Raw genomic sequence first — 24617 nt, 5'->3', positions numbered from 1 at the left:
AACACTACCTATTTAGATTTGGCAAAGCTATTTTAATTTTTCGTTATTATGATGCCTATCGTGATCTCTTTTTGTTTTCTTAAGCATTTTTTTATCAAAAGCTGCTTGGAGATCTATACCTGTTTGGTTAGCCAAACATAATACCACAAAAACGACATCAGCTAGTTCTTCTCCTAAATCTTTATCTTTATCTGATTCCTTTTCGCTTTGTTCACCATAACGACGTGCAATAATTCTAGCAACTTCTCCAACTTCTTCTGTAAGCTGAGCCATATTGGTTAATTCATTAAAATAGCGAACACCATGCGTCTTAATCCACTCATCCACTATTTTTTGGGCATTTTTTAATTGCATACTATGATTTTGTAAGTACTATTTGTTCGGTTTGTTTTTCTACTATGTTTTCAAAAAAGTCTTTAAAAACAACATAATCTTTGGGTAAAATTATTGAAGATTTAAGATCTAAGTTCACGCTGAGTTGTAAATATTTTCCATTTAGCTTTGCGACATAACTAAATTTAGCACCATTATCTCCAAACTCATAGGCAATACTCTCTGGCATTGACTCAACAGTATAACCTTCAGGAAGCATAATATTTATGAGGTATTTATCTTCAAAAGGAATAACAAAATCTATTGGATATTTACGTTCATCTAATTTAAAAGGACTCTCTTCAGTTGCTAAAAATAACAAAGGTGAAAAATATAACTTATCGCCAATCTCTTCCATAGCATCAGATAACTCATAATCGTAAGTAATTTTTACAGGTTGTGTAATATCTGTTTTATTATCAAAAATTAAATTAGAAATAACGATGTCTCCCTTATTTTTCTCTAAAGATTTTATGTGGTCTGCTTCAGCTAATTGACCATAACGATTACGATAATTTAGAGCTGTGTAAGATGTAATACTTTGTCTTACTTTACCTGAAGCTGAAAGATCTGTATTGAGTTTTACATTTAAAGAGGTAGCCTCTGTTGCTTTTTTATTAGAGCGCAACGTAATCCAGTAGGATGAGCCATCATCTTTTAAAACACGACCTTGCCAATTTAAAGTACGCTCTGGTAAAACATTTATCATACTGTATGGCTCAGAAGCATCAAGTAATGCATAGTTATCTCCATTTTCTACAATACAGATGACATAGTTAAATCCTTTTCTTGTAGGGAATAACGGAATACCATTATTACGCGTACTCACTAATACAGGATTTGCATTTACACCTTGAGAACGTAACATGGCAACTAAAAGTAAATTAATATCTGCAACATTACCTTCGCCTTCTAAATAGGCTTTTCGTGTACCCTTTTGTGCTCTGTAACCATAAATACCATTCCAACGTACTTTAGATTTCACATAACTTTGTAATACAAATGCTTTTTCAAAAGGATCATTAATATTAGATGCTATTGACGCAACATCATTTTTAAAAAACCCTGAACGGTTTAATTGATTACCAAAATCACTACTTTCATAAATGGTTTTAGATACTTTTTCCCAGTTAGTAGAAAATGATTTTTCTGTTGCACCATATTGATTTAATATCGCAGCTAACTCAATACTCATTTTAGATCTGTAATTATTTACATTACCTGAATACGGTTCAGTTTTTAAGGCTGGCACATTATCCTCGTTAATTTTAATAATGTTTAATTTATATTCAAAGGAGTTCTGTTGATAATTTCTACTTGCTGAAACAGTGGAATTAGTTCGACTACTGGTAGTGACTCTAGCACTTCCTTTTGAAGTAGATTCAACGAGTTTTGGTACAAAAAATGCTTTAGAATTAAATTGTTTGTTATAAGCATAGTACTCTGGTGTAGACACGCTCATCTCTAATCTATTGATTGGTATATCATATTGAAATATTAAATCATCAATAACAATAAAGGGGGAAACAATCTTATAGGTATAGTCTATAACGCAGCCTTCTTTAATATTAGGCATGGTAATGGTATTAATCTCTGTGAATTCATTGAAATCTTCCTCAAAAATTCCATTTTTCTTTAGTTTTTCTTTTTCAATCTTACCACTTACTAAGTTATAAGTGTAACCCTTTGCTCCATTAAGTTGTTCTTTACTTCCTGATCCTCCTTCGTATAAATACAATTTTTTAGTAGCCCAATCAAAACCTTCTTTGTTATAAATTTTTATTCGTTCTGTTATTTCGCGTTGCTGCATAAAACCATCAGATTGCGTATAAATAAAACTCACTGTTTCTTTTCTATATAATACTGCAGCCGAAGCCGTAGAATCTAAAGGATGTACTTTTTCTTCTAATTCTGCTTTAGATATTTTTCCAAATTTAAAGTCTTGACAAAATGCTAACTGCATAGAAACAAGACATAAAAGGATGGTTAGGTTTTTCATATGGATTGGTTGATTTATTTTAATTTCTTCAAAACAAGTTTTGCTTTATCGTGTTTTACTATTGCTTTTAGAAAGTCTCTAAAGGCTTCATATTCCGATTTGTCATAGCTACCATTATTTAAAATATAGGTGCGTTTATATTCTAAAACATTATCTCCTTTTTCTTCAATAGACATCTTGTAAGTTCCAAATTTATTTTCGATAGCTATCGGTTTTGGCAATGCCTCTATCTCTAATGCTTTATCTATGGTAAAGGTAAAGGCATCAATATCTGTCCAACCTCTAGCTATTTCTATACCCTGAGTTCTATTATCATAACGAGTTGGGATAGCTGTAATTTTATTAAATGCATTGGGCTCTATGAGGTAACGCGTACCACTTTTTTTACCATAACTAGATGTTTCAATTACTACATCTTCTTTAAACTCTATGAGATCTTTATCATTTTGCAATGTGATATCATTAATTGTAAGATTATTTATATTATCCCAATAATCTTTATAGTGGAGCTTTTGCTTTTTCGGTGTTAAAAGCTCTACGAAATCATGCAAACCATATTGATAACCATAAGTTTTAATAGACACTTCTGCTTTTAAAATTCCGTTAACATCAAAACTTGCGTTTGCTGTTGTAGTCTGAATATTTTCTTCGGTTTTATAAACTGTAGTATGTGCTATTTTTCCACCTTCTGGTGTTACTAACAAAACATCTCTATCATCTGTAAAGTTAGATACATAACCAAAGGGATTTGTTTGACTTGTACATTCTAAAAAAATATTTTCATCGTCTGTTGGTAAGCATAAAATAACGTGATTGCCTTCTGTGGCAGAGAACTCTTTATCTATATTAGTAATATCTTCTTTACCATACACAACAGTATAATAAGCCTCTACACCTACTTCCTCTAACAAGGCTTTTGTATAGTTTGTAAGCCCTTTACAATCACCATAACCTAATCTGTCTACATCACTAGCCAACATTGGTTTCCATCCACCAATACCAACTTGCACACTGATATATCGTGTTTTATTTTGCACATACTCATATACAATCTTGGCTTTTGCCTCATTAGTTTGGGCATCTTTAGTTAAGGATCTAATTTCTTTTTTAGCCTCTTCAGAAAGTTCAGTAGTTCCTAACAACAAATTGTTGTACATCCATTGACCATAATCACTCCAATCGGTGTTTTTTCCTTTAACACCTTCCATATCAAACTCTGTAAGTGCTACTTTGAGTTCTGGCACATAACTTAATAATGAAGGTGCATACTGTTCTTTTTTTATTGCTTTTAAGTGTTCAGCCTTATAATGCAACTCTCCTAATTCTGTGATATTATAATCTTTAAAATTTGAAGCTTTAAACTTTAACTTTATATCTGTATTATTTATGATCTTATATTCTGAAAATTCTGTACTCATATAGTAATCTAAAACAGGAAGCCAACGTGGCACAAAGGCTGTGGTTTTGTATTCCATCTTACATTCAAAAACTACTGTATAAGGATATTTAACAGGTGTGTAATCTAGATACTTAACTCTACTATCTGAATATAATGTACCTCCTGGAACTGCACTTTCATCTACAAAATCTTTTTTCTTTATGCGCTTAATTTCTTTACCTAAGGCATCATAAATTTTCGCTTCTAAAGATTTAATAACTCGCGTATCATCGTATCCAGCAACTGCTCCATGTTTGTATTTACCATACTCATTGTATATGGTGACTATACGCTTTGAAGTGAACGTAAATCTATTATAATCTTCAATTTCAACAACATCTAATTCGTATCTTACAACTGCGTTTGCATTTTCAGAGAGCTCATCAGGTATTGTTATGGCGATTAGCTTATCTGATTCTTGTGCATTACTTACAGTAAAAAGAGCAGAAATAAAGACGAAGGTAAAGAGGTATTTTAACATATCTTTAATAAAAATAGAAATAATAAGGAGATAAAAAAATATTTTACGACCAAGAATTAAGACTTATTCTTTGAGTCAATAATAATGGTTACAGGTCCATCGTTTCTTAAATCTACTTTCATATCTGCACCAAATTTTCCGGACTGAATGGGTTTACCTAAATCTGATTCTATTTGCTTAAGGAAGTTTTGGTACAATGGTATAGCAATTTCTGGCTTTGCTGCTTTTATATAACTTGGTCTATTACCTTTTTTGGTACTTGCATGTAACGTAAACTGACTTACAACTATAATATCGCCATCTTTATCTTTTACAGATGTATTCATTACACCATCATCATCATTAAAAATACGAAGACTAGTGATTTTTTTACTCAACCAAATTATATCTTCTTGTGTATCTTCATTCTCAACACCTAATAATACCAAAAGACCATCTTGGATTTCTGCTACTTTATTAGAATCAATAGTAACAGAAGCTTTAGTTACACGTTGTAAAACTGCTCTCATAATTTAATTTTCATCAAAATTATCAGTTCTGTAATGCTCGTCTTCGCCTTCTAAAATTTGAATATAACTTCTGTAGCGTGAATAAGCCACCTCATCTTTATCTAATGCCTCTTTTACTGCACATTTTGGCTCTTTTAAGTGTAAACAGTTATTAAACTTACAGTTTTGTTTTAACTTAAAAAACTCAGGGAAATAATCTCCAACTTCTTCATCGTCCATATCAACGACACCAAAACCCTTAATACCTGGAGTATCTATGATCTTTGCATCAAAGCTTAAATCAAACATCTCAGCAAATGTTGTGGTATGCTGACCTTGCTTGTGTTGCTCTGATATTTCTTTAGTTTTAAGATCTAATGATGGCTCTATGTTATTAACTAAAGTAGACTTACCAACACCTGAATGACCTGCAAACATTGACACTTTACCTTCCATTAAAGCTTTAACCTTTTCTATATCTCGACCAGTTTTTGCACTAATTTCAAAACAGCTATAACCAATATTTTCGTATAAGCTTTTTAAAAATTTAACCTCAAAAATCGCTTCTTTATCATAAGCATCAATCTTGTTAAATAATAGAATAGCTTTAATTGAATACGCTTCAGCTGTAACCAAAAACCGATCAATAAAGCTCGGAAAAGTCTGTGGATTATTTACAGTTATCAATAAGAATACTTGGTCTATATTAGAAGCAATAATATGTGTTTGCTTGGATAGGTTTACAGACTTTCTAACAATATAATTTTGGCGTTCTTGTATTTGATGAATAACTCCTGTTACCTCATCATTCTTGGTTTCCAATTCAAAAGACACATAATCTCCTACAGCAATAGGGTTAGTGCTTTTAATACCTTTTAGTCTGAATTTTCCTTTTATTCTACACTCGTAAGATTTTCCGTTAGGTGTTTTAACGGTGTACCAGCTTCCTGTAGATTTATAAACGAGTCCTGTCATTATGAGCTAAATTAAACAAAATAAGAGTTCTATACCTACCATTAATTTATCTTAATAAGATATTTAAATATGACGCACTATTTCTATTAAACAACATTTCAATGAGATTTAGAATGCAAGTGTTTAGAGTTTTGTACTTTAACTAAAGTCTCTAAACAAAAAAGTTAAACACTTTTTAAATAGATATCAAATTATTGGATTCTCTTAAAATAAAAAAGTATTTTTATCTATTATACCAACTCAAACAACTAACCAAATGCGTCATTACCTCAATATTTTTATTGCGTTATGCATTACTGCGTTTTCTTTTGGACAAATAAATACTTACAAAATTGGGTTTTTATTAGATAAAAGTTCAGTAGAGATTGAAGTTCTTTTAAAGGAATTATCTTCAGAAATTTCTGCAGTTGTTGGCGAGGATGCCAAATTAGAATTTCCTGAAACTAGCAAACTAGTTAATAACTTTGATTCTGCTGTTGCGCTAAATAACTACAATCAATTATTACAGAATAGTACTGATATTATAATTGCTTTTGGAATAGTAAATAATGCCGTTATTTCTAAAATAGGAAACTATCAAAAACCCACTATAGTTTTTGGAGCCTTAAGTGAAGAACTACTTGTCAATGAAGCACCAATAACTAGTATTAACAATTATACATCAATTACCACTTCACAATCTTATACTGAAGATATTAAGTTGTTAAAGAAATTAGCAAACCCAAAAGCTCTTGGTATTGTTATAGAAAAAGCATTCACCGATAATTTACCAATTACTGAAACATTTGAGAAAATTGGAAGTGATTTAAATTTGAAAATGACAATAATACCATTTGAATCTTTAGCAGACATAACTTCAAATCTATCTGATGTTGATGGTGTTTATTTGGCTGGTGGATTTTATTTGTCTGATGCTGAGATGAAGCAACTTGCAAATGTCTTAATTGAAAAAAAATTACCCTCATTTACTGCAAATCCTGTAAAAGATGTAAAAAATGGCATTCTGGCATCAAATCATGACCAATCAGAATTGAATCAATTTTTTAGACGTATAGCATTAACAGTAGAGGCAGTTGTTAATGGAGAAGGCTTATCTGGCCTGAGCACTAAACTGGAATCTAAAAGTACTTTAACAGTAAATTATAATACAGCCGAAAAAATAGGACTTCCATTGAAATACAGTTTAATCGCTACAACAAGTTTTGTTGGTAACCCTAAAGAAATAGTTACTGATAAAACTTACACTTTGGTAAGTGTAATGCAAGAAGCCATTGCAAAAAACCTCGAGTTACAAACCATTGAAAAAGATATAAGTCTAACAGAAAAGGATGTACAGCTTGCAAAAAGTGACTACTTACCTAATGTTACAGCTGGAGGAACAGGAAGTTATGTTGATCCTAAATTAGCAGAAGTGAGTAATGGTCAAAGTCCGGAAATAACAACCTCTGGTAATGTTACTTTACAACAAACAATTTATTCTGAAGCTGCAAACGCAAATATTAGCATTCAAAAATCACTTAGAGACGCACAACAGGAGAATTATAATAGTGAAGCCTTAAATACAGTTTTCAATACAGCAACAGCGTATTTTACAGCTTTAATTTTAAAAACAAACTTATCAATTCAAAATCAAAATCTTGAATTAACTAAATACAACTTAAAAATTGCTACGGAAAACTATGAAGCTGGACAATCTGGGAAATCAGATGTGTTGCGATTTAAATCCGAAATGGCTCAGAACACTCAGCAGATGGTGGAAGCAATTAATCAATTAGAACAGGCTTATTATGTATTAAATCAGTTGCTAAACAACCCTATTGATACTAAAATTGATGTAGAAGAAGCAGAATTGCAAGAAGGAATTTTTAGTAATTACAATTACGAGCAATTAGGCCAATTTCTTGATGACCCAACATTAAGACAGCCCTTTGTGAAATTTCTAATTCAAGAAGCAATGGCAAATGCACCAGAACTGAAAGCCTTAGATTATAATTTAAAAGCAACAGAACGCAGTGAACGATTATTTGGTGTTGGACGATTTTTACCAACAGTTGCACTGCAAGGTCAGTATAATTATGAGTTTTCTAGGTCTGGAGCTGGTTCTAGTTTTCCAGCGAATTTCCCTGCTTTTCCAGATGGCTATTACTCTGTAGGTCTTAATGTATCAATCCCAATATTTAATCAAAATAAACAACATTTAAATAAACAAATTGCTTCTATTCAAAAAGAACAACTTGAAATCTCAAGAGATAATATTGAGTTAAGTATTGAAAAAAACATTAATGATGCTGTCTTAGACTTGGTAAATCAAATATCTAATATTCAACTATCAAAAGTATTTGAAGAAACAGCTAAAGAAGCCTTGGATTTAACCCAAACTTCTTATGCAAATGGAGCTGTAAATATTGTGCAGTTACTAGATGCACAAAATAATTATGTGCAAGCACAACAAGCCAGTGCTAATGCAACTTATAATTACTTACAAAGCTCAATGCAACTAGAACGTTCCTTAGGCTTGTTCTTTTTATTACAAGACGAAAGTGAGGGCGAAGCTTTCATTCAACGCTTTTTAGAATTCACACAAAATAATGATTAATACTTTTAACACTCATATGATAATGCTATCTAATCAAACCTTTAAAATAAGCAGCCTAATTATGATATTTCTACTACTAGGCTGCGGTGAAAAAGAAGTTAAAGAAGAAGTGGTTATAAGACCAGTAAAATATAGTGAAGTCACCTACTTAGGTGGAGAAAAAGCCAGACAATTTAGTGGTACTGCCAAGACAGAAAAAATTGTTAATCTAAGTTTTAGGAGTAATGGAATCATTACTAAACTAGACATGAAATTAGGGCAAAAAGTTAAAAAAGGTCAGCTATTAGGAACACTCGATAACGTTAGTGCTAGATTAAATTATGAGTCTTCTATTTCATCTAAAAATAGCTCAGAGTCACAAATGAACACAGCTAAACTATCACTAAATCGAGTACGAACTTTATACGAAAAAGGTAGCGCTTCTTTAAGTGATTATGAAGCAGCGAAAAATTCATACAGAACAGCAGTAGCAAGTTTTGAATCTTCTAAACGAAGTGTTGCCATTCAACAAGATCAAATACGTTTTGGTTATCTCTATGCACCAGAAGATGGAGTTATTGCCTCAGTCTCAACAGAAGTTGATGAAAATGTTACTCCAGGTCAAGTTGTTGGTATTTTAAATGCAGGTACTGCCATTGAGATAGGTTTAGGCTTACCAGAATCTGTTATTAATGCAGTAAAAAAAGACATGAAAGTTAAGGTAAGTTTTACAGCAATTGAAGGAGAAACATTCAATGCTATAGTTACTGAAGTTGCGCCAGCTTTAGATGCTAACACATCTACATACCCAATTACGGTAATGGTAACCGATTCGGACGAACGTATAAAAAGTGGTATGGCTGCAAATGTTCTTTTTGAATTTGTTGATGATGACTTAGGGAAAAATATGCTCGTTGTACCTGCAAGTGCCGTAGGCGAAGATGGAGATGGACGATTTGTTTTTTTGATTGAAGGTGATAAAGATAAAGCTACTGTAAAACGACAAGCAATTACTATTGGCAACCTAACACCTGAAGGCTTTGAGGTGAAAACTGGCTTAAAGGTTGGTCAAAAGATTGCAACTGCAGGATTACAGACATTATTAGATGGACAAGTCGTAAAACTAAACTAAGCTTAGATGAACTTAACAGCATTTTCCATCAATAGAAACCGAATTACATTTACGGTTCTTACCACAATTTTAATTATGGGTATGGTATTCTACCAATCTTTATCAAGAGATAGTATGCCACCTTATACGGTTAGAGTTGCTACCGTAGTTTCGTCTTTTCCAGGCTCAAGTCCTGAGCGTGTAGAACAATTGGTGACTGATAAAGTTGAAAAAATAGTACAAGAATTGCCTGAATTAAAAAAGGTAACAAGCACATCTAGATCTGGTCTTTCTGTGGTCACTGTTGAACTAAAGGACCAAGTAAAACCAAAGGATCTACAGGTTGTTTGGGACAGGCTAAGACGTAAATTAACTCAATTACAAGGTTTACCCTCTGGAGTAAACCCAAATCTTAATGATGACGGTTTAGGTGAGGTTTTTGGTATAGCTGTTGGTCTAGTAATTGACGGTTATTCCTATGCCGAGGCTAAAAATTATGTGGATGACATAAAAGATGACTTCATTAAATTAGAGTTAGCAGCAAAAGTTGAAGTTGGTGGAGTACAAGATGAACGTGTATTTATAGAATTTGATAATACAAGATTAAAAGAATATGGATTATCAGCATCTAAATTACAAAGTATTATAGGTTCTGTAAATATATTGAGTTCTGGAGGTGAAATTAATTTAGAAAATGAACGTATAATCTTAGAACCAACTGGTAATTTTAATTCAATTGAAGACATAAAACAGACGTTAATTCCTGTTGGAGATGGTACTCAATTAGTACATTTGGGAGATATTACCACTGTTAGACAACATTATATTGATCCGCCTAAACAATTGGTAACTGTAAATGGGCAAGAAGCCATTTCTATGCATATTAGTTTAAAAGAAGGTGCCAATGTAATTCAACTTGGAACAGATCTCGATTTAGTGATTAAAGAATGGCAAAACAAACTTCCTGTAGGTCTAGAGTTAAAACGTCTATCATCATTAGACACTTATATAGATAATAAGATTAGTGATTTCATTGTCAATTTAATACAATCCATTACAATTGTTCTCATTGTAATGTTAGTATTTCTTGGCTTAAGAACAGGTGGTATTATAGCAAGTCTAATACCTATGGTAACTATAATGACTTTAATGTTGATGGGAGTTATTGACATGGGATTAAACCAAGTAACTCTTGCAGCACTCATTATGGCTTTAGGAATGATGGTAGATAATGCCATAGTAGTGGCAGAAACGATTTTAGTAAAGATGGAGAATGGAATTGAAGCTAAAAAAGCTGCCATTGATGCATGCGGTGAATTATTTACGCCTCTTCTTATTTCAACTTTAACAACCTCTGCAGCATTTTTAGCTTTTTATATGGCTGAGTCTACTATGGGCGATATCGTAGGTCCAATTTTTGTAGTCATTTCATTGGCATTATTATCATCTTGGATTCTTGCGTTAACAGTAATAACATTATTATGTTTTTTATTCCTCAAAGTCACCCCTAAAGCTGAAAAAAAGGAATCTTTTATAGATAAGATTATTAATAAACTAAAGTTATATTACAAAAACCTCATCTTAGTGGCATTATCTTATAAAAGGCTTGTGCTCTTTGGTATCATCGCTGCTTTTTTTCTTTCACTTCTTGGCTTTGGTAAAATTCCGTTTGTGTTTTTCCCAGATAGTGACCGTAATATGGTGACTATAGATGTTAATTTACCTCAAGGTTCGCGTATTGAAGCAACCCAAGAGGTAATAGAAGCTATTGAGGTATTTATAAAGTCTGACCTATTAGTAAATGAGAACAGAGTTAATGGAATATCTGATTGGTCTTCATATATAGGTGAAGGACCATCTTCTTATGATCTAGGTTATTCTACTGATGAACCAGATGCAAGTTATGCTCATATCTTAATAAACACCTCAGATTTTATTTACAATAATGAAATTGTTGAAAAATTAGATGACTATTGTTTTAATAAATTCCCTAATGCGGATATTAAAGTTGGACTCTTAGGTTCTGGTGGAGGTGGTACTCCAATAGAGATTAAAATTTCTGGAGACGACCCAGATATTTTAGCAAGTCTATCAGAACAGACTAAACAAAAGCTAAAAACAATATCAGGCACTAAAAACATTAAAGATGATTGGGGACCGAAAACTAAAAAATTTGTTGTTAATATTGACCAGAATAAAGCCCAAATGGCTGGTGTTACGAGTTCAGACATTGCAACATCTTTACAGACTGTTTTAGATGGTTTCCAAACGGGTGAGTATCGTGAAAATGATAAGTCAATCCCTATATTAATGCGAAGTAATGAGAGTCAACAACAAACATTAGCATCTATTGAAACTCTCAATATTTATGCTCAAAATTCTGGGAAAAGTGTACCACTATTGCAAGTCGCTAGTATTGAGCCAGAATGGCAATATGCTAAAATAAAACGATTAGATATTGACAGAACTATTAATGTAAGTTCAGAATTAAATGCTACCGGAAATGCTTCGGCAATAATGAAAATAATAACACCACATATGGAAGAAGTTACTAAAGAATGGCCTGACGGTTATACTTATAAATTTGGTGGTGATTCAGAAAATACCGCAGAGAATATGGGAGCAGTTATAAGCTATTTACCACTTTCTGGCTTTATAATTATTCTTCTTTTAATCATTCAGTTTAATTCAGTTAGAAAAACAGTAATGGTAGCCTCTACTATACCATTAGGGATTATTGGTGTTGTAATCGGATTACTTATTTTTCAGGAGCCATTTGGATTTATGCCGTTTTTAGGTGTAATATCTTTAGCAGGTATTGTTATCAATAACGCTATTGTATTAATTGACAGAATTCAAATAGAAGAGAGCGAGATTAAACGACCAATTGAAGATGCTATTATTGCAGCATGCCTTCAGCGATTTAGACCAATACTATTAGCAACTTTCACTACTGTTTTAGGTTTGATTCCGTTATATTTAAGTGGAGGCGAAATGTGGGAAGGAATGGCTGTTAGTATAATGATTGGCTTACTATTTGGTACAGTAATAACCTTACTTTTTATCCCTTCTTTTTACAGCATCTTATTTAAGGTAAATTATAAAGATTATAAATTTAATGAGTCAATATTAGATGACTAGTGTCTAAGAATGATTGACAAACTTTACACATATCGTTTTGAATTATTCCTTTTCACGCAGCTATTCATATTATTTGGATCTTTAATAATACCAATAGTATGGTTTGAGTATTGGGTTATGCCAATATTCTTATTACTTAATATTGCAGCTGGTGTTTTACTTGTATCAAAAAAGAAAAGGCTTTCACGTATTTTATTTCTATTTGTCTTTATTTCAGTTATTGGATTATTTTTAGGTTTTACCAAACCCGATTTTAGTGAAAAGTTTAATTATCTAAAACTAGTATCATACTTTATTTTTTATGCTATTGTAACTATAGAAATAATTAAACAAGTTTGGAATGCCAAAGTGGTAAGCAAGAATGTAATATTAGGTTTAATAAGTGGCTATATATCTTTAGGCTTATTAGCATTTTTTCTCTGTCTTAGTATTGAAATACTATATCCAGAATCATTTTCAGGACTTGTTTCAATTGGAGATACCGATATGACTGAGAGGCTCATGTATTTTAGTTATATAACTCTAATGACCATAGGCTATGGAGATATTTTGCCAGTTACATCAATTGCACAAAAGGCAACAATGTTTATTGGCTTAATTGGGCAATTTTATCTTGTTATATTAACAGCAATCGTAGTTGGAAAATATATTAATCAAAAAGCAATAACTGAATAAAAAAACTACCTCCCAATTGTCATTCTGCCTATTTTGTCTTCAGATTTTCTTGATGAATAAATAATATAATCTTTATCGGTCTTTCTATGATATACTCGTGGTCTTAAAACAAGTTGATATTTCTCTACCTTTTCTTGGTCTAATCTTGTCATATTTCCTTTATCGTCAAACATTACAGCTACAGGAACAGCTTTATTATAATTACCTAACCATTTTATATCTTCAATATCTGTAACACCATAATTTTTTTTGTTGTCGTTAAAAATGACAGTGAGCTGCCCATTTTCATAAATCGGCATTGCGCTAAGATATTCTGGACCTTTACCCATTACACTAAGTGGTACCATAATTCCGCCAGAGACTGTAAAATTTCCATTTCCGGAAAATCCGAATAATCCAAGTGATAATACTGTAAAGCTAGCACGTTGTTTTTTGGGTATAACATTAGACCATTCTACAGAACCATCAACACCAAGTGAGGTTACAATAATCTCATTATTAATATATGTTATTGGCGTAAAGGCTAATGGTCCAATACCAGAAGTTCCACCTTCTACAACAAGCTGATATTCTGATAATAAAATTAATCCACCATCTTCTTTTTCTATTAAACTATGGGTTAAATAATAAGGTTTTACATCTTTACCCTTTTTAGCTCGTCGTTCTCCAATGAGTTTTACTTTTGTGTCATAATCAAACTCATTAAATTTTAATTGTTCTACTTCATTTGTATTAACATCAATAACTGAAGAATATACACCTCTGAGATCTTTTTTTGCTTTTCCATTTTTTCTTACACCAGAATAAAAGCCTGCTAAATGGAGTTTACCAGAACCTGTAGCCAACATTTCGCAGTTAATGATTTCTTTATCTGTAAATTTTATATCAATGACTTCTTTCTCATAGTTATTAGAACTTTTAAAGCAAAGTACCTGAAACTTCTCATTATTAGTCATAGACTTACGATCTCTAAAACTTTCGTTAATGACGATAAATACATCGTCATCAAAGCTTACATCGAAATCTGCAATAGTAAATTCTAATCCTCTTCTATCTTCATATGGAACTTTTTCAATATACTCCATTGCTGTATCTAGATTGGGATCTAAAAGTTTTACTTCGTATTGTATAACGTCTTCTTTGTTAAACTGAGTAGCATGCATAATGAGTAAACGATCTCCTGTTGGCGAGTCTTTGAAATAGAATGCACCTTGCTCTCTTCTTTTAGTCACTTTTGTAGAAAAGAGTTTAACAACATTATTGCTTAATTTACCGTCTAAGGCAACTTCTACACCAAATAAATTTGATATCTTTTCTTTTCGGTCATAAACACTTCCAAATACATAAATTCTATCTGCTATAACAGCAAGATCTTCAAATTCCAGATCTTTACCTTTCATATCTGGAAGCTCAATTTCATTGGTAGAAACCAAACTCATTTCTGTGCTTTCAAATACTTTGATGTAGTACTTGTTCTTTCTGCTGGCTAGGGTGTAAATTTTACCATTAAACTCTGTAGAGATTCTAACTATTTTTTCATCATCTTCAATGATCTCTTCTCCATATTGCAGTGTAATATGGCCAACTTTAGTCTGTGCCTTAATAGTGAGAAATGGTAATACTAGTATTACCAGTATAAATTGTTTAATCATAAATAAGTAATCTTGTTGTTGTTTAGAACTTCTATTTTTTCTTGGTGAAAATAGGCTTTTGATTTTAAACATTAATCGTTAATAATCTTTTCTTGGTGATTAATCGATTCTTGGTGAACCGCTTTAAACACTCTAAGAATAAATTCTTCACTCAAATTTTTCTCTTCACCTTGTAATATCATTTTACCGAGAATTTCATTCCAACGTTTAGTTTGAAGTACTGCAACGTTATGCGCTTTTTTAAGTGCTCCAATTTCGTCAGCTACTTTCATCCGCTTTCCTAACATTTCTATGAGTTGATGATCAATAACATCGATCTGAGTTCTCATGGTATTAATCTTATTTTTAAACTCAGCAGCTTCGCCAACTTCTTTTCTAATTCTTAGATCTTTAGTCATCTGAATCAATGTATTAGGCGTAATCTGCTGTGCAGCATCACTCCAAGCTTCGTCTGGTGTATGATGCGTCTCTACCATAAAACCATCATAGTTTAAATCTAATGCTGTCTGTGATAAATCGAAGATAATATCACGACGACCAGCAATATGAGATGGATCTAAAATTAATGGCAAATCAGGAAATCTGTTTTGCAAATCAATAGCTATTTGCCATTCTGGGTTATTTCTATAACGTGTTTTTTCGTAAGTGGAAAAACCTCTATGTATAACGCCTAAATTTTTGACATCTGCTGTGTAAAAACGTTCCACTGCTCCTAACCATAAAGCTAAATCTGGATTTACAGGATTTTTAATTAATACTGGTTTATCAGTTCCTTTTAGAGCTTCGGCAATTTCCTGAACTATAAATGGGCTCACTGTTGTACGTGCTCCAATCCATAGAATATCGACATCGTGTTTTAATGCTAAATCGACATGATTTGCATTTGCAACCTCAGTAGTAATTTGCATTCCTGTTTCTTGCTTTGCTTTCTGAAGCCATTTTAAACCAAGTGCACCAACGCCTTCAAAATTTCCAGGTCGAGTCCTAGGTTTCCAAATACCTGCTCTAAAAACCGTTGCATCACTATTTTTTAATTGATGAGCAATCGTTAATACTTGTTTTTCGGTTTCTGCGCTACATGGTCCAGCAATAACTAAAGGATGATCTAATCCGAAGTTGTCTAACCATGTTCTTAATTCTTTCTTATTTTCCATAGTATTTTTAAGTCTTTTCTATACTTTAATAATTCCTTCTAATATGTCTTTAATATGATTTATATCTTTCATTTCATCGTAAACGCTTTCAAAATCACCTTTTTCCATCAGTTCTTTAAACTGCGTAAGGTTGGCAATGTATTCGTTTAATGTTTCAATAACATTAGTTTTGTTCTGTTGAAAAATTGGTGTCCACATTGCTGGGGAACTTTTTGCCAAACGCACTGTACTTTCAAATCCAGAACCTGCCATATCAAAAATATCACGTTCATTTTTCTCTTTTTCAATAACTGTTTTACCTAACATAAACGAACTGATATGTGATAAATGTGACACATAAGCAATATGCTTATCGTGTGCTTTTGGATTCATATATCGAATGCGCATACCTAAGTCTGAAAATAATTGCAAAGCTTTCTCCTGAAGTTTAAAAGCTGTTTTTTCTACTTCACAGATTATCATTGTCTTGTCTTTAAACAAGCCATGGATTGCAGCACTCGGTCCTGAAAATTCTGTACCAGCAATTGGATGCGCTGCTAAAAAGTTTCTTCTGTTTTGGTGTGATTCTATAGAATAACAAATATCTTCCTTGGTTGAGCCAACATCAATGACCAAAGTATGTTCTGAAACCTTATCTAGTATGTCTGAAATGCTATTTACAGTTGCATCCACAGGAATTGCAATGATTACTAAGTCCGCATTTGTGATATCTGAAAGCATAGCCTTTTTATCTATAACGTTTAAGGCAATGGCTTTATCTAGGTGTGTTTCATTATTATCAATACCAAAAATGATAGTTTCAGAATAATTTGCTTTAATATCTAAAGCTAAACTTCCACCTATTAACCCAACGCCTATTATATATACATTTTTCATAAACTAAATTATTGACTTACTCTTGCTATAGCTTCCTCAATCTCTTCTTCTGGTGCACACAACGAAAACCTTATGTAACCTTCTCCATTACTGCCAAAAATAGTTCCTGGTGCAATAAAAATGGAATGTTCTTTCAGTACTGCATCAATAAAATCTTCAGATTTTAGATTAGGAGGTAGTTTTGCCCAAACAAACAATCCAGAAGCATCTTTATCATAGGTGCATTTTAATCCTTCAGCTAGTTTCCAAACTAATTGACGTCGTCTTTGGTAAACACTATTTAAACTTATATACCACAAATCTGAGCATTTAAGTGCTTCTATAGCACCTTTCTGAATACCATAAAACATACCAGAATCCATGTTACTCTTCACCTTTAAAATTGCTTTAATATATTCTGAATGACCTAAAATCATACCAACGCGCCAACCAGCCATGTTGAAGGTTTTACTCAAAGAATTTAATTCTAAACAATGTTTTTTAGCATCTTTATAATAGAGAATACTTTTGGGCTTATCGTTTAAGATAAAACTGTACGGATTATCATTAACAACGAGTATATTATGACGTTTTGCAAAAGCAATAACAGTATCATAAAACTTATGCGTTGCTAGAGCTCCTGTTGGCATGTGTGGATAACTAATCCACATTAATTTTACTATAGATAAGTCTTGCTTTTCAAGCTGAGAAAAATCTGGCAACCATTGATTGTTTTCTTTTAGATCATAAAACACAGGTTCTGCACCTACTAATTTAGTTACTGAACTGTAGGTAGGATATCCTGGATTTGGAATAAGCACTTTATCACCTTTATTTAAAAAAGCCATAGATATATGCATAATACCTTCTTTGCTTCCCATTAATGGTAGTACTTCTGTTAATGAACTTAACGATACATCAAACTTATTACGATAAAAATTCTCGATCTCTTCTCTTAACTCAGGTAGACCTTGGTAACTTTGATACTTATGTGCTATTGTATCAGCTAAACTCTCTTTTAAAGACTCTACAACTCTGAAAGGAGGTTCTAAATCTGGGCTTCCAATGCCAAGATTAATTATAGGTTTACCTTGTGCTTTTAGAAGAGCAACTTCTCTTAATTTTTTTGAAAAGTAGTATTCTTCTACCGTTTGCAATCTTTCTGCACCTTCTATCATAGTTTTGCGTTTTTATATTCTCCTAGTACTTTAATTTCAACAGCCATAATCTTCATTATCGCAATCGCCTTTTTATAATCTTCATAATCTGTAAAAGTAACATCAACAAAAAAGGCATATTTCCAAGGTGTTTCAATTTTTGGCAAGGATTGTATTTTAGTTAAATTTAATTTACAATCACTCATAACATTAAGAATTGCCGCTAGACTTCCTCGTTGATGATCGAGTTCAAATTTTAATGACGCTTTATTAATTTCAGATTCAGAAATTTCGTGATTCTTCCTTTTTACAATGACAAATCGTGTTTCGTTGTGTTTAATAGTTTGAATACTTTCGGCTAAAATATTAAGGTTAAACAATTCAGCTGCCAAATCGCTTGCTATAGCTGCAATTCCTTTGAGCTTATTGTTGGAAATCCGCTTTGCTACTTCAGCAGTATCCTTATCCTCAATGAGTTTAATATGTGGCTGATTTTTAAAAAACTCTTTACATTGTAATAAAGCCATTGGGTGCGAATACACTTCTTTTATGTCATTAATAGATTGATCATTTAAAGCCATTAAATGATGCTGAACATTGAGGTAGTATTCGCCAACAATATGTAAATTATGAGCGTCGATTAAGGCATAATTAGGAATAATAGAACCTGCAATAGAGTTTTCTATAGCCATAATAACAGCATTTGTATCTTTAACCAACAATGATTCTACTGCTGCATCAAAAGACAAGCACTCAACAATATCAACAAGGTTTCCAAAATATGCTTTAGAAACAATATGATGAAACGATCCTTTTATGCCTTGTATAGCAACTGTTTTTATCACTAGAATTCTTTAATTTTTTATAAATAAAAAAGTCTCGACTTTTTAAATCGAGACCTTAATTTATATGATATAATTAATTAGCACATACTTGGTCTCGTTTCTTTATAAAAGAAGTAAAACCAGCTGTAATATGTGTGAACTAAATTCATTAATCGCATTTGTTAAGGCTAAAGTAACCAATAAATTAAAAAATCAAAATGAAGAACACGTTTTTTTTATTTAGATCGTTGATTTAATACTTATTTTTACATCAAAGTGAATTTTATATGTCAATAGAGGTCTCTAACATTACAAAAACCTACGGAAATCAGAAAGCTCTGAGCAATGTTTCATTTAAAGTTGAAAATCCTGAAATTGTTGGATTTTTAGGCCCAAATGGTGCTGGTAAATCTACCATGATGAAAATTCTAACCACATATCTTAATGCTTCTGAAGGTGAAGCAAGTGTTAATGGCTTTGATGTTTTAAAATCTAAAAAAGACGTACAACAAAGTGTGGGTTATTTACCAGAGCATAATCCTTTGTACCTAGATATGTACGTTAAAGAGTATTTGCAATTTAATGCTAGTGTATACAAAACAAATAAAACCAGAATTGATGACGTTATGGATTTAACTGGTTTAACCTCAGAGTCGCATAAAAAAATTGAACAGCTCTCCAAAGGTTATCGTCAACGTGTTGGTTTAGCCAATGCACTTTTGCATGATCCTGAAGTTTTAATTTTAGACGAACCTACTACTGGTTTAGACCCTAATCAATTAGTAGATATTAGAAATCTAATAAAAACTGTAGGGAAGAAAAAAACGGTGTTCTTGTCTACACATATTATGCAAGAAGTAGAAGCTATGTGTGATCGTGTTATTATTATAAATAAAGGTGAAATTGTTGCAGATAAAAAGTTAGATGAACTTAGAGCAGGACAAGAACAAGTAGTTATTGTAGAATTTGATTTCAGAGTTGAAGATGCATTTTTACTTAAACTCCCAAAAGTTAAGTCTGTAAAAAATACTCATGCTTTTGTTTATGAAATCACCTTTTCTTCTACTGACGATATGCGCTCCTATGTCTTTGATTTTGCTCACGACAACGAATTAAAGATTCTTCAACTTAACCAGAAAAATGCCAGTTTAGAAACTTTGTTTAGGGAGTTAACTAATTAATAATTACAACTTGCGATGGCAGAAATTTTACCTGATATCTTCAAATTAATAGGTGCTTGTTTGAAATGGTGCTATTATTTGGGCAAAAAAAGGTTTAAAGATATTTTAGAAGAGGAATGGAATACACGATTAGGTTTTTTTGTAGTAATGATAATATTAGTAATACTTTTTGATTCTCCTTCTACTGAAAAATAAGTTGACCTGTATATAACTGCTCTACATTAACAGTTGGTGGTTGGTTTACAGAAATAAGATCTCCTGTTCCTCGAAGTTGTCCTGTTAAAGATTGTTGAGGATTAATAATCATATCATTAGAGCCACGATGATTAATTATTACATCTTGAGCTAAAAGATTAGCACCTTCAAAACGTCCAGCTCCTGAGGCAAAATTAATATTGAGGGTTTCAACAGTTCCTGTAATGTATTGCGAAGACAAATTATTTGTAATAATTTTTAATTCATTTGCATTAATATTAAGTCTAAAGTCTCCACTAGTATACGTTCCTGGAGCAAAAAAATCTTCAGAAGATAATGCTAAGTTAGGATAACTAAGGATACCATCTGATGAAATATCATATTGCGTTGAGCTTCTTATTTCCGTAAGATTGGGAGCCGAAACATATACTTTTGTAGATATATAATCTCTTACATAATTGCATGTATTATTATCAGTCAAAATTAGCTGATTTCCTTGTAGATTAACCGAAACATCTCCAATTAAGTTTTCTCCAGATTCGATAATAATACGATATTCAGTGTCTTGCTTTAGAATAAGTTCAACTCCTCTATTTACTAATATTCTTGAAAATGGATCTACTTGAACTTCCTCCTGAACTATTGGTCCTGAGGTTTGAAAGCAATCGCTAGCATTATTGCTATCACATGATAAAAAGAACAATATTCCTAGTATGCAACCTAATATTTTCATAATCTAATACCAATTCCAAATTCAACTGCTTCTGCTTTCGCGCCATGTGATTTTAAGGTTAATGCACCAAACCATTTCTTTCCAAAATAGCGTTTAACACCAACTCTAATGTACGTTCTTCCCTCAAAATCAAAAGGATAATATACATAATAACCTAACTGTGTTAAGATAGAAAGTTTATTAATAAATAACTCGTGACCTACAAATACACCAACACGTTTATAATCTTCATCTCCAGAAACATTCTCCTCAGGAAAAGAAACAGATTTATAATAAATTAACTCCTTTAAAAAGTTTGAGAAAAAAACATCTGTTCCTAACTGGATAGCACTTTTACGACTTAAGCGTTTATCTGTATAAGCAGAGAGGATATAAAATGGAAATTGACCACTATCTATAACATCACTTTCATTAATACCACTTCTAAATACGATGTTATAACGAAAAGGCTCAGTATACTTTTCTTCTTCTAAATTATCAATAAAATCTTCATCTTCATCTTCAAAATTATAGTTTACACCTAAGTTAAATGTTATAGAATTTATACTCGCATTTGGCGCTTTTACATTAGCGTTTGAGTAATGTAAAAGTGACAATCCTGCTTGGAAACCAAAATTTTTAAAGATGCGTTCCTTCTTATAGTTAAGCATTAAAAATGTACTACTCAATAGTTTTGAACCAAAGGCAACATTTTTAAAATTATCAACTTTATCATACGGATTTGTTGTATATGCTAGACCTTGGCCTATACGTAGCATTACATATCTTTTGAAGAAATAGAAATTAAAATGTGCATATAATCCATAATTATTACCAAGAACAGAATTTTTTAAATTTTGATATGAGAATGTTATACCATAATCTGGATAATTATAACGTTGTTCCCAATCATTATGACCAAATGTTTTCTTATTCCAACTTAAAAGAAACCCTTCAGGATGTCCTGTAATAAGGTGTAGAATATCATCATTATGTAAAGCTATGTTACCTTTAAAATAATTTAATTCTAAATACGACGAAGTCTGCTTTTCTATTTGAGCATAAAGAAAGCTGGTAGTCATTACTAAAAACAAAAATGCTTTAAACCTCATCATTTTTTTTGAATGATGCCAAAGGTAAAAGAATAATTGAAATAGAGTTAGGAGAGTTTATTTAAAGCTTCTTCTAGCAACTTAAAGATTGTAGAAATATCCTCTTTTTTTGCAGTACCTACAGATAACCTAAACCAGTTAGACTCCAATGATGTCCCAAAGGCATAAAACGGAACAACTGCTAATTTTGCTTCATTTAATAAATAGCTGGTTACCGCTTTAATATCTTCTAAAACTTGTCCGTTTTGTGTCGTTTTCCCAACCAAATCAAATTGAACTGTCAAATATAAAGCTGCTTCAGGTTCAATTGCATCAACCGAATAGCCTTTAGATTTTAAATCTTGGAATCCGTTGTAAAAGGAAATTAACCTATCGTCTAATTCGCCTTTTATCCAACCTAAATACTTAGAGACTTCAGCATCTTGCTTTAAGAACGAAGCTGTTGCTATCTGTTCTGCTTTAGGAGACCAGGCTCCAATATGACTTAGCATAGCTTTCATTTTAGAAATCACATGCTTTGGCCCAAAAGCCCATCCTACTCTAACTCCTGTAGATGCAAACGCCTTAGAAATACCGTCTACAAAAATGGTATAATCTCTCATCTCAGAGTTTAATTCTACAGGATTGTAATGCTGCGTTTGATTATATGTTAATTGCCAATAAATTTGATCGTATAGCACATAAAGTGGTTTAATATTTAATGTCTGCCGTCTTACATTCTCAGCTATGACTAAGTCACAAATTTCAGATAAAGCTTCTTTTGTAAACGTAGTTCCTGTAGGATTCAAAGGCGAACATAAAGCCACTAAATTAACATCTCTTATTTGTGGTTTTATGTCCTCAACTGTAGGCATAAATTTATGCTCTGGTTTAGTCTCTACAACTACTGCGTTGTTCCTAGCTAAATAGGTGTAAGCATCATTATTCCATGATGGAACAGGATACAGGACTTTATCACTAATATCTAAAACTGTTTGATATGTTGCGTAGATTAAAGGACGCGCTCCACCAGAAATTAAAATTTCATCTGAAGCATAGTCTAAGCCTAAACGCCTAGATAAATAACTAGAAACCGTATCTCTAAGCTCTTGCATACCATTAGCTGTAGGATAGTTTGTATGATTAGCTTCATAAGCATCAATAATAGCTGATTTTAAGGCTACTGGAATTGGAAATACATTTGGATTAAAATCACCTATAGTTTGGTTATAAATAACCTCACCTTGTGCTTTAAGTGCATTTACTTCTCCTGCAATTTTTATGATTTCAGAACCTTTTAAACCTTCAGCTAATTCTGATGTTTTCATGAAATGTATTTAAGTTTGGTTAGTATTTTTATGTGTTGCAAAAATACGATATAAAGACGGTTTCTTTTTACCAAAAGCACTAAACTTAATAACAAATCTGGCTAAAAAATCTGAGATGCTATATCATAAATATTATCGGATTTTCCCATAGAATAATAATGTACTAGAGGTACATTTTGAGCAATAAGCTCTTTGCTTTGTGCAACACACCATTCTATACCAACTTGTCTCACAGCCTTATTATCTTTACATTTTACAACATTCATTATAAGCTCGTCTGGAAGATCTACTTTAAAGCGATGCGGAATTAAATTCAGTTGCTTTTTTGTAGCTATAGGTTTTAATCCTGGAATAATAGGAACGGTAATGCCTTCGGTTCTGCATTTGTTTACAAACTCAAAGTACTTAGAATTATCAAAAAACATTTGTGTAACGATATAAGTTGCTCCATTTTTAATCTTCTTTTTTAGAAAATGAATATCACTATCAAGGCTTGGAGCTTCCATATGCTTTTCTGGATAGCCTGCAACACCTATACAAAAATTTGTTTTTGATGAGTTCTGTAATTCATCATCAAGGTATTTTCCTTTATTCAGATTCTGAACTTGAGCCACAAGGTCACTAGCAAAATTGTGACCTTCTTTTTCTGGCCTAAAATAGGTTTCACTTTTTACAGCGTCTCCTCGTAATGCCATAACATTATCAATTCCTAGGAAATCTAAATCTATTAAGAAATTCTCGGTATCTTCTTTGGTAAATCCTCCACATAAAATATGAGGAATAGCATCTACTTGATACTTATTTTGAATAGCTGAACAAATACCAACAGTTCCTGGTCTTTTTTTGACCACTTTCTTTTCTAGTAATCCATTATCTAACTCTTTATAAATGTACTCTTCTCTGTGATAAGTGACATCTATAAAAGGTGGTTTAAATTCCATTAAGGGATTAATGTTATCAAATATAGAATCAATATGTTGCCCTTTCAAAGGTGGCAAAATCTCAAAAGAGAATAGGGTTTTACCATTGGCATTTTTAATGTGTTCTGTTACTTTCATAAAAAATATTTACTTGCTTAATTCAGCAAGGGTTATACTATTTTGTAGTAAAATATGCTGCTACTAAAGCAAGGATTGCAAGAACAAGTAACTGTATAGCAAACTTTACTTCTAGTTTGTGTTTTTTCATCATTATTATTTTTAATCTTTAACAA

General features: G+C 32.0%; 19 protein-coding genes. 5 read left to right on the top strand and 14 right to left on the bottom strand.

Annotated elements, in window-relative coordinates; all coding sequences use genetic code 11:
- Positions 1 to 27: 27 nt before the first annotated feature.
- The 5 genes from RM697_RS10265 to rsgA are packed head-to-tail and all read right to left on the bottom strand — an operon-like array spanning position 28 to position 5753.
- Complete coding sequence (locus RM697_RS10265; RefSeq protein WP_311427799.1) at positions 28 to 354, bottom strand: nucleotide pyrophosphohydrolase; 327 nt, start codon at positions 352 to 354, stop codon at positions 28 to 30.
- A 1-nt stretch (position 355) separates the two neighbouring features.
- Positions 356 to 2371, bottom strand: coding sequence for a DUF3858 domain-containing protein (locus RM697_RS10260; protein ID WP_311427798.1), 2016 nt, complete (start codon positions 2369 to 2371; stop codon positions 356 to 358).
- A 14-nt stretch (positions 2372 to 2385) separates the two neighbouring features.
- On the bottom strand, positions 2386 to 4290 hold the full coding sequence (locus tag RM697_RS10255; protein ID WP_311427797.1) for a DUF3858 domain-containing protein: 1905 nt from the start codon (positions 4288 to 4290) through the stop codon (positions 2386 to 2388).
- 56 nt (positions 4291 to 4346) lie between these two features.
- Complete coding sequence (gene dtd / locus RM697_RS10250; protein WP_311427796.1) at positions 4347 to 4799, bottom strand: D-aminoacyl-tRNA deacylase; 453 nt, start codon at positions 4797 to 4799, stop codon at positions 4347 to 4349.
- 3 nt (positions 4800 to 4802) lie between these two features.
- Positions 4803 to 5753, bottom strand: a complete 951-nt coding sequence (gene rsgA / locus RM697_RS10245) for a ribosome small subunit-dependent GTPase A (RefSeq protein WP_311427795.1) — start codon at positions 5751 to 5753, stop codon at positions 4803 to 4805.
- A 256-nt stretch (positions 5754 to 6009) separates the two neighbouring features.
- Between rsgA and RM697_RS10240 the strand changes: the two genes are divergently transcribed.
- The 4 genes from RM697_RS10240 to RM697_RS10225 all read left to right on the top strand — a co-directional run bounded on the left by RM697_RS10240 (position 6010) and on the right by RM697_RS10225 (position 13255).
- The gene (locus RM697_RS10240; RefSeq protein ID WP_311427794.1) at positions 6010 to 8349 is read left to right on the top strand and encodes a TolC family protein; all 2340 of its coding nucleotides are present in this window, start codon (positions 6010 to 6012) and stop codon (positions 8347 to 8349) included.
- Between the two features lie 61 nt (positions 8350 to 8410).
- Entirely contained in the window at positions 8411 to 9460 is a 1050-nt protein-coding gene (locus RM697_RS10235) for an efflux RND transporter periplasmic adaptor subunit (protein WP_311427793.1), read from the top strand.
- Between the two features lie 6 nt (positions 9461 to 9466).
- A complete protein-coding gene (locus RM697_RS10230) occupies positions 9467 to 12580 on the top strand; it encodes an efflux RND transporter permease subunit (protein WP_311427792.1) in 3114 nt (1037 codons plus the stop codon).
- A gap of 9 nt (positions 12581 to 12589) precedes the next feature.
- Positions 12590 to 13255 (top strand): ion channel, encoded by a 666-nt coding sequence (locus RM697_RS10225; protein ID WP_311427791.1) that lies wholly within the window; start codon positions 12590 to 12592, stop codon positions 13253 to 13255.
- 5 nt (positions 13256 to 13260) lie between these two features.
- On the opposite strand, the gene RM697_RS10220 is transcribed toward RM697_RS10225, so the two are convergent.
- From RM697_RS10220 to RM697_RS10200, 5 genes are all read right to left on the bottom strand, one after another.
- Positions 13261 to 14907: a hypothetical protein gene (locus RM697_RS10220; RefSeq protein ID WP_311427790.1), complete on the bottom strand. Its 1647-nt coding sequence runs from the start codon at positions 14905 to 14907 to the stop codon at positions 13261 to 13263.
- A gap of 71 nt (positions 14908 to 14978) precedes the next feature.
- The gene (locus RM697_RS10215) at positions 14979 to 16061 is read right to left on the bottom strand and encodes a chorismate mutase (protein WP_311427789.1); all 1083 of its coding nucleotides are present in this window, start codon (positions 16059 to 16061) and stop codon (positions 14979 to 14981) included.
- An 18-nt stretch (positions 16062 to 16079) separates the two neighbouring features.
- On the bottom strand, positions 16080 to 16937 hold the full coding sequence (locus RM697_RS10210; RefSeq protein ID WP_311427788.1) for a prephenate dehydrogenase: 858 nt from the start codon (positions 16935 to 16937) through the stop codon (positions 16080 to 16082).
- A gap of 8 nt (positions 16938 to 16945) precedes the next feature.
- Positions 16946 to 18094, bottom strand: a complete 1149-nt coding sequence (locus RM697_RS10205) for a pyridoxal phosphate-dependent aminotransferase (protein WP_311427787.1) — start codon at positions 18092 to 18094, stop codon at positions 16946 to 16948.
- Positions 18091 to 18918, bottom strand: a complete 828-nt coding sequence (locus tag RM697_RS10200) for a prephenate dehydratase (RefSeq protein ID WP_311427786.1) — start codon at positions 18916 to 18918, stop codon at positions 18091 to 18093. The genes RM697_RS10205 and RM697_RS10200 overlap by 4 nt, the downstream gene beginning before the upstream one ends.
- A 266-nt stretch (positions 18919 to 19184) precedes the next feature.
- On the opposite strand from RM697_RS10200, the gene gldA reads away from it, so the two are divergent.
- On the top strand, positions 19185 to 20078 hold the full coding sequence (gene gldA, locus RM697_RS10195; protein ID WP_311427785.1) for a gliding motility-associated ABC transporter ATP-binding subunit GldA: 894 nt from the start codon (positions 19185 to 19187) through the stop codon (positions 20076 to 20078).
- 181 nt (positions 20079 to 20259) lie between these two features.
- On the opposite strand, the gene RM697_RS10190 is transcribed toward gldA, so the two are convergent.
- The 4 genes from RM697_RS10190 to metF all read right to left on the bottom strand — a co-directional run bounded on the left by RM697_RS10190 (position 20260) and on the right by metF (position 24462).
- Positions 20260 to 21006, bottom strand: a complete 747-nt coding sequence (locus RM697_RS10190) for a head GIN domain-containing protein (RefSeq protein WP_311427784.1) — start codon at positions 21004 to 21006, stop codon at positions 20260 to 20262.
- A complete protein-coding gene (locus RM697_RS10185; RefSeq protein WP_311427783.1) occupies positions 21003 to 22067 on the bottom strand; it encodes an acyloxyacyl hydrolase in 1065 nt (354 codons plus the stop codon). The genes RM697_RS10190 and RM697_RS10185 overlap by 4 nt, the downstream gene beginning before the upstream one ends.
- 77 nt (positions 22068 to 22144) lie before the next feature.
- Entirely contained in the window at positions 22145 to 23404 is a 1260-nt protein-coding gene (locus tag RM697_RS10180) for a pyridoxal phosphate-dependent aminotransferase (RefSeq protein ID WP_311427782.1), read from the bottom strand.
- Between the two features lie 101 nt (positions 23405 to 23505).
- Positions 23506 to 24462, bottom strand: coding sequence for a methylenetetrahydrofolate reductase [NAD(P)H] (gene metF, locus RM697_RS10175; protein ID WP_311427781.1), 957 nt, complete (start codon positions 24460 to 24462; stop codon positions 23506 to 23508).
- Positions 24463 to 24617 lie beyond the last annotated feature (155 nt).

This window comes from Microcosmobacter mediterraneus, assembly GCF_031846265.1.
GTDB classification, from domain to species: Bacteria; Bacteroidota; Bacteroidia; order Flavobacteriales; family Flavobacteriaceae; genus Microcosmobacter; species Microcosmobacter mediterraneus.
Note: the sequence above shows the minus strand (reverse complement) of the source record. Positions and strands in the feature narration are given on the sequence as shown.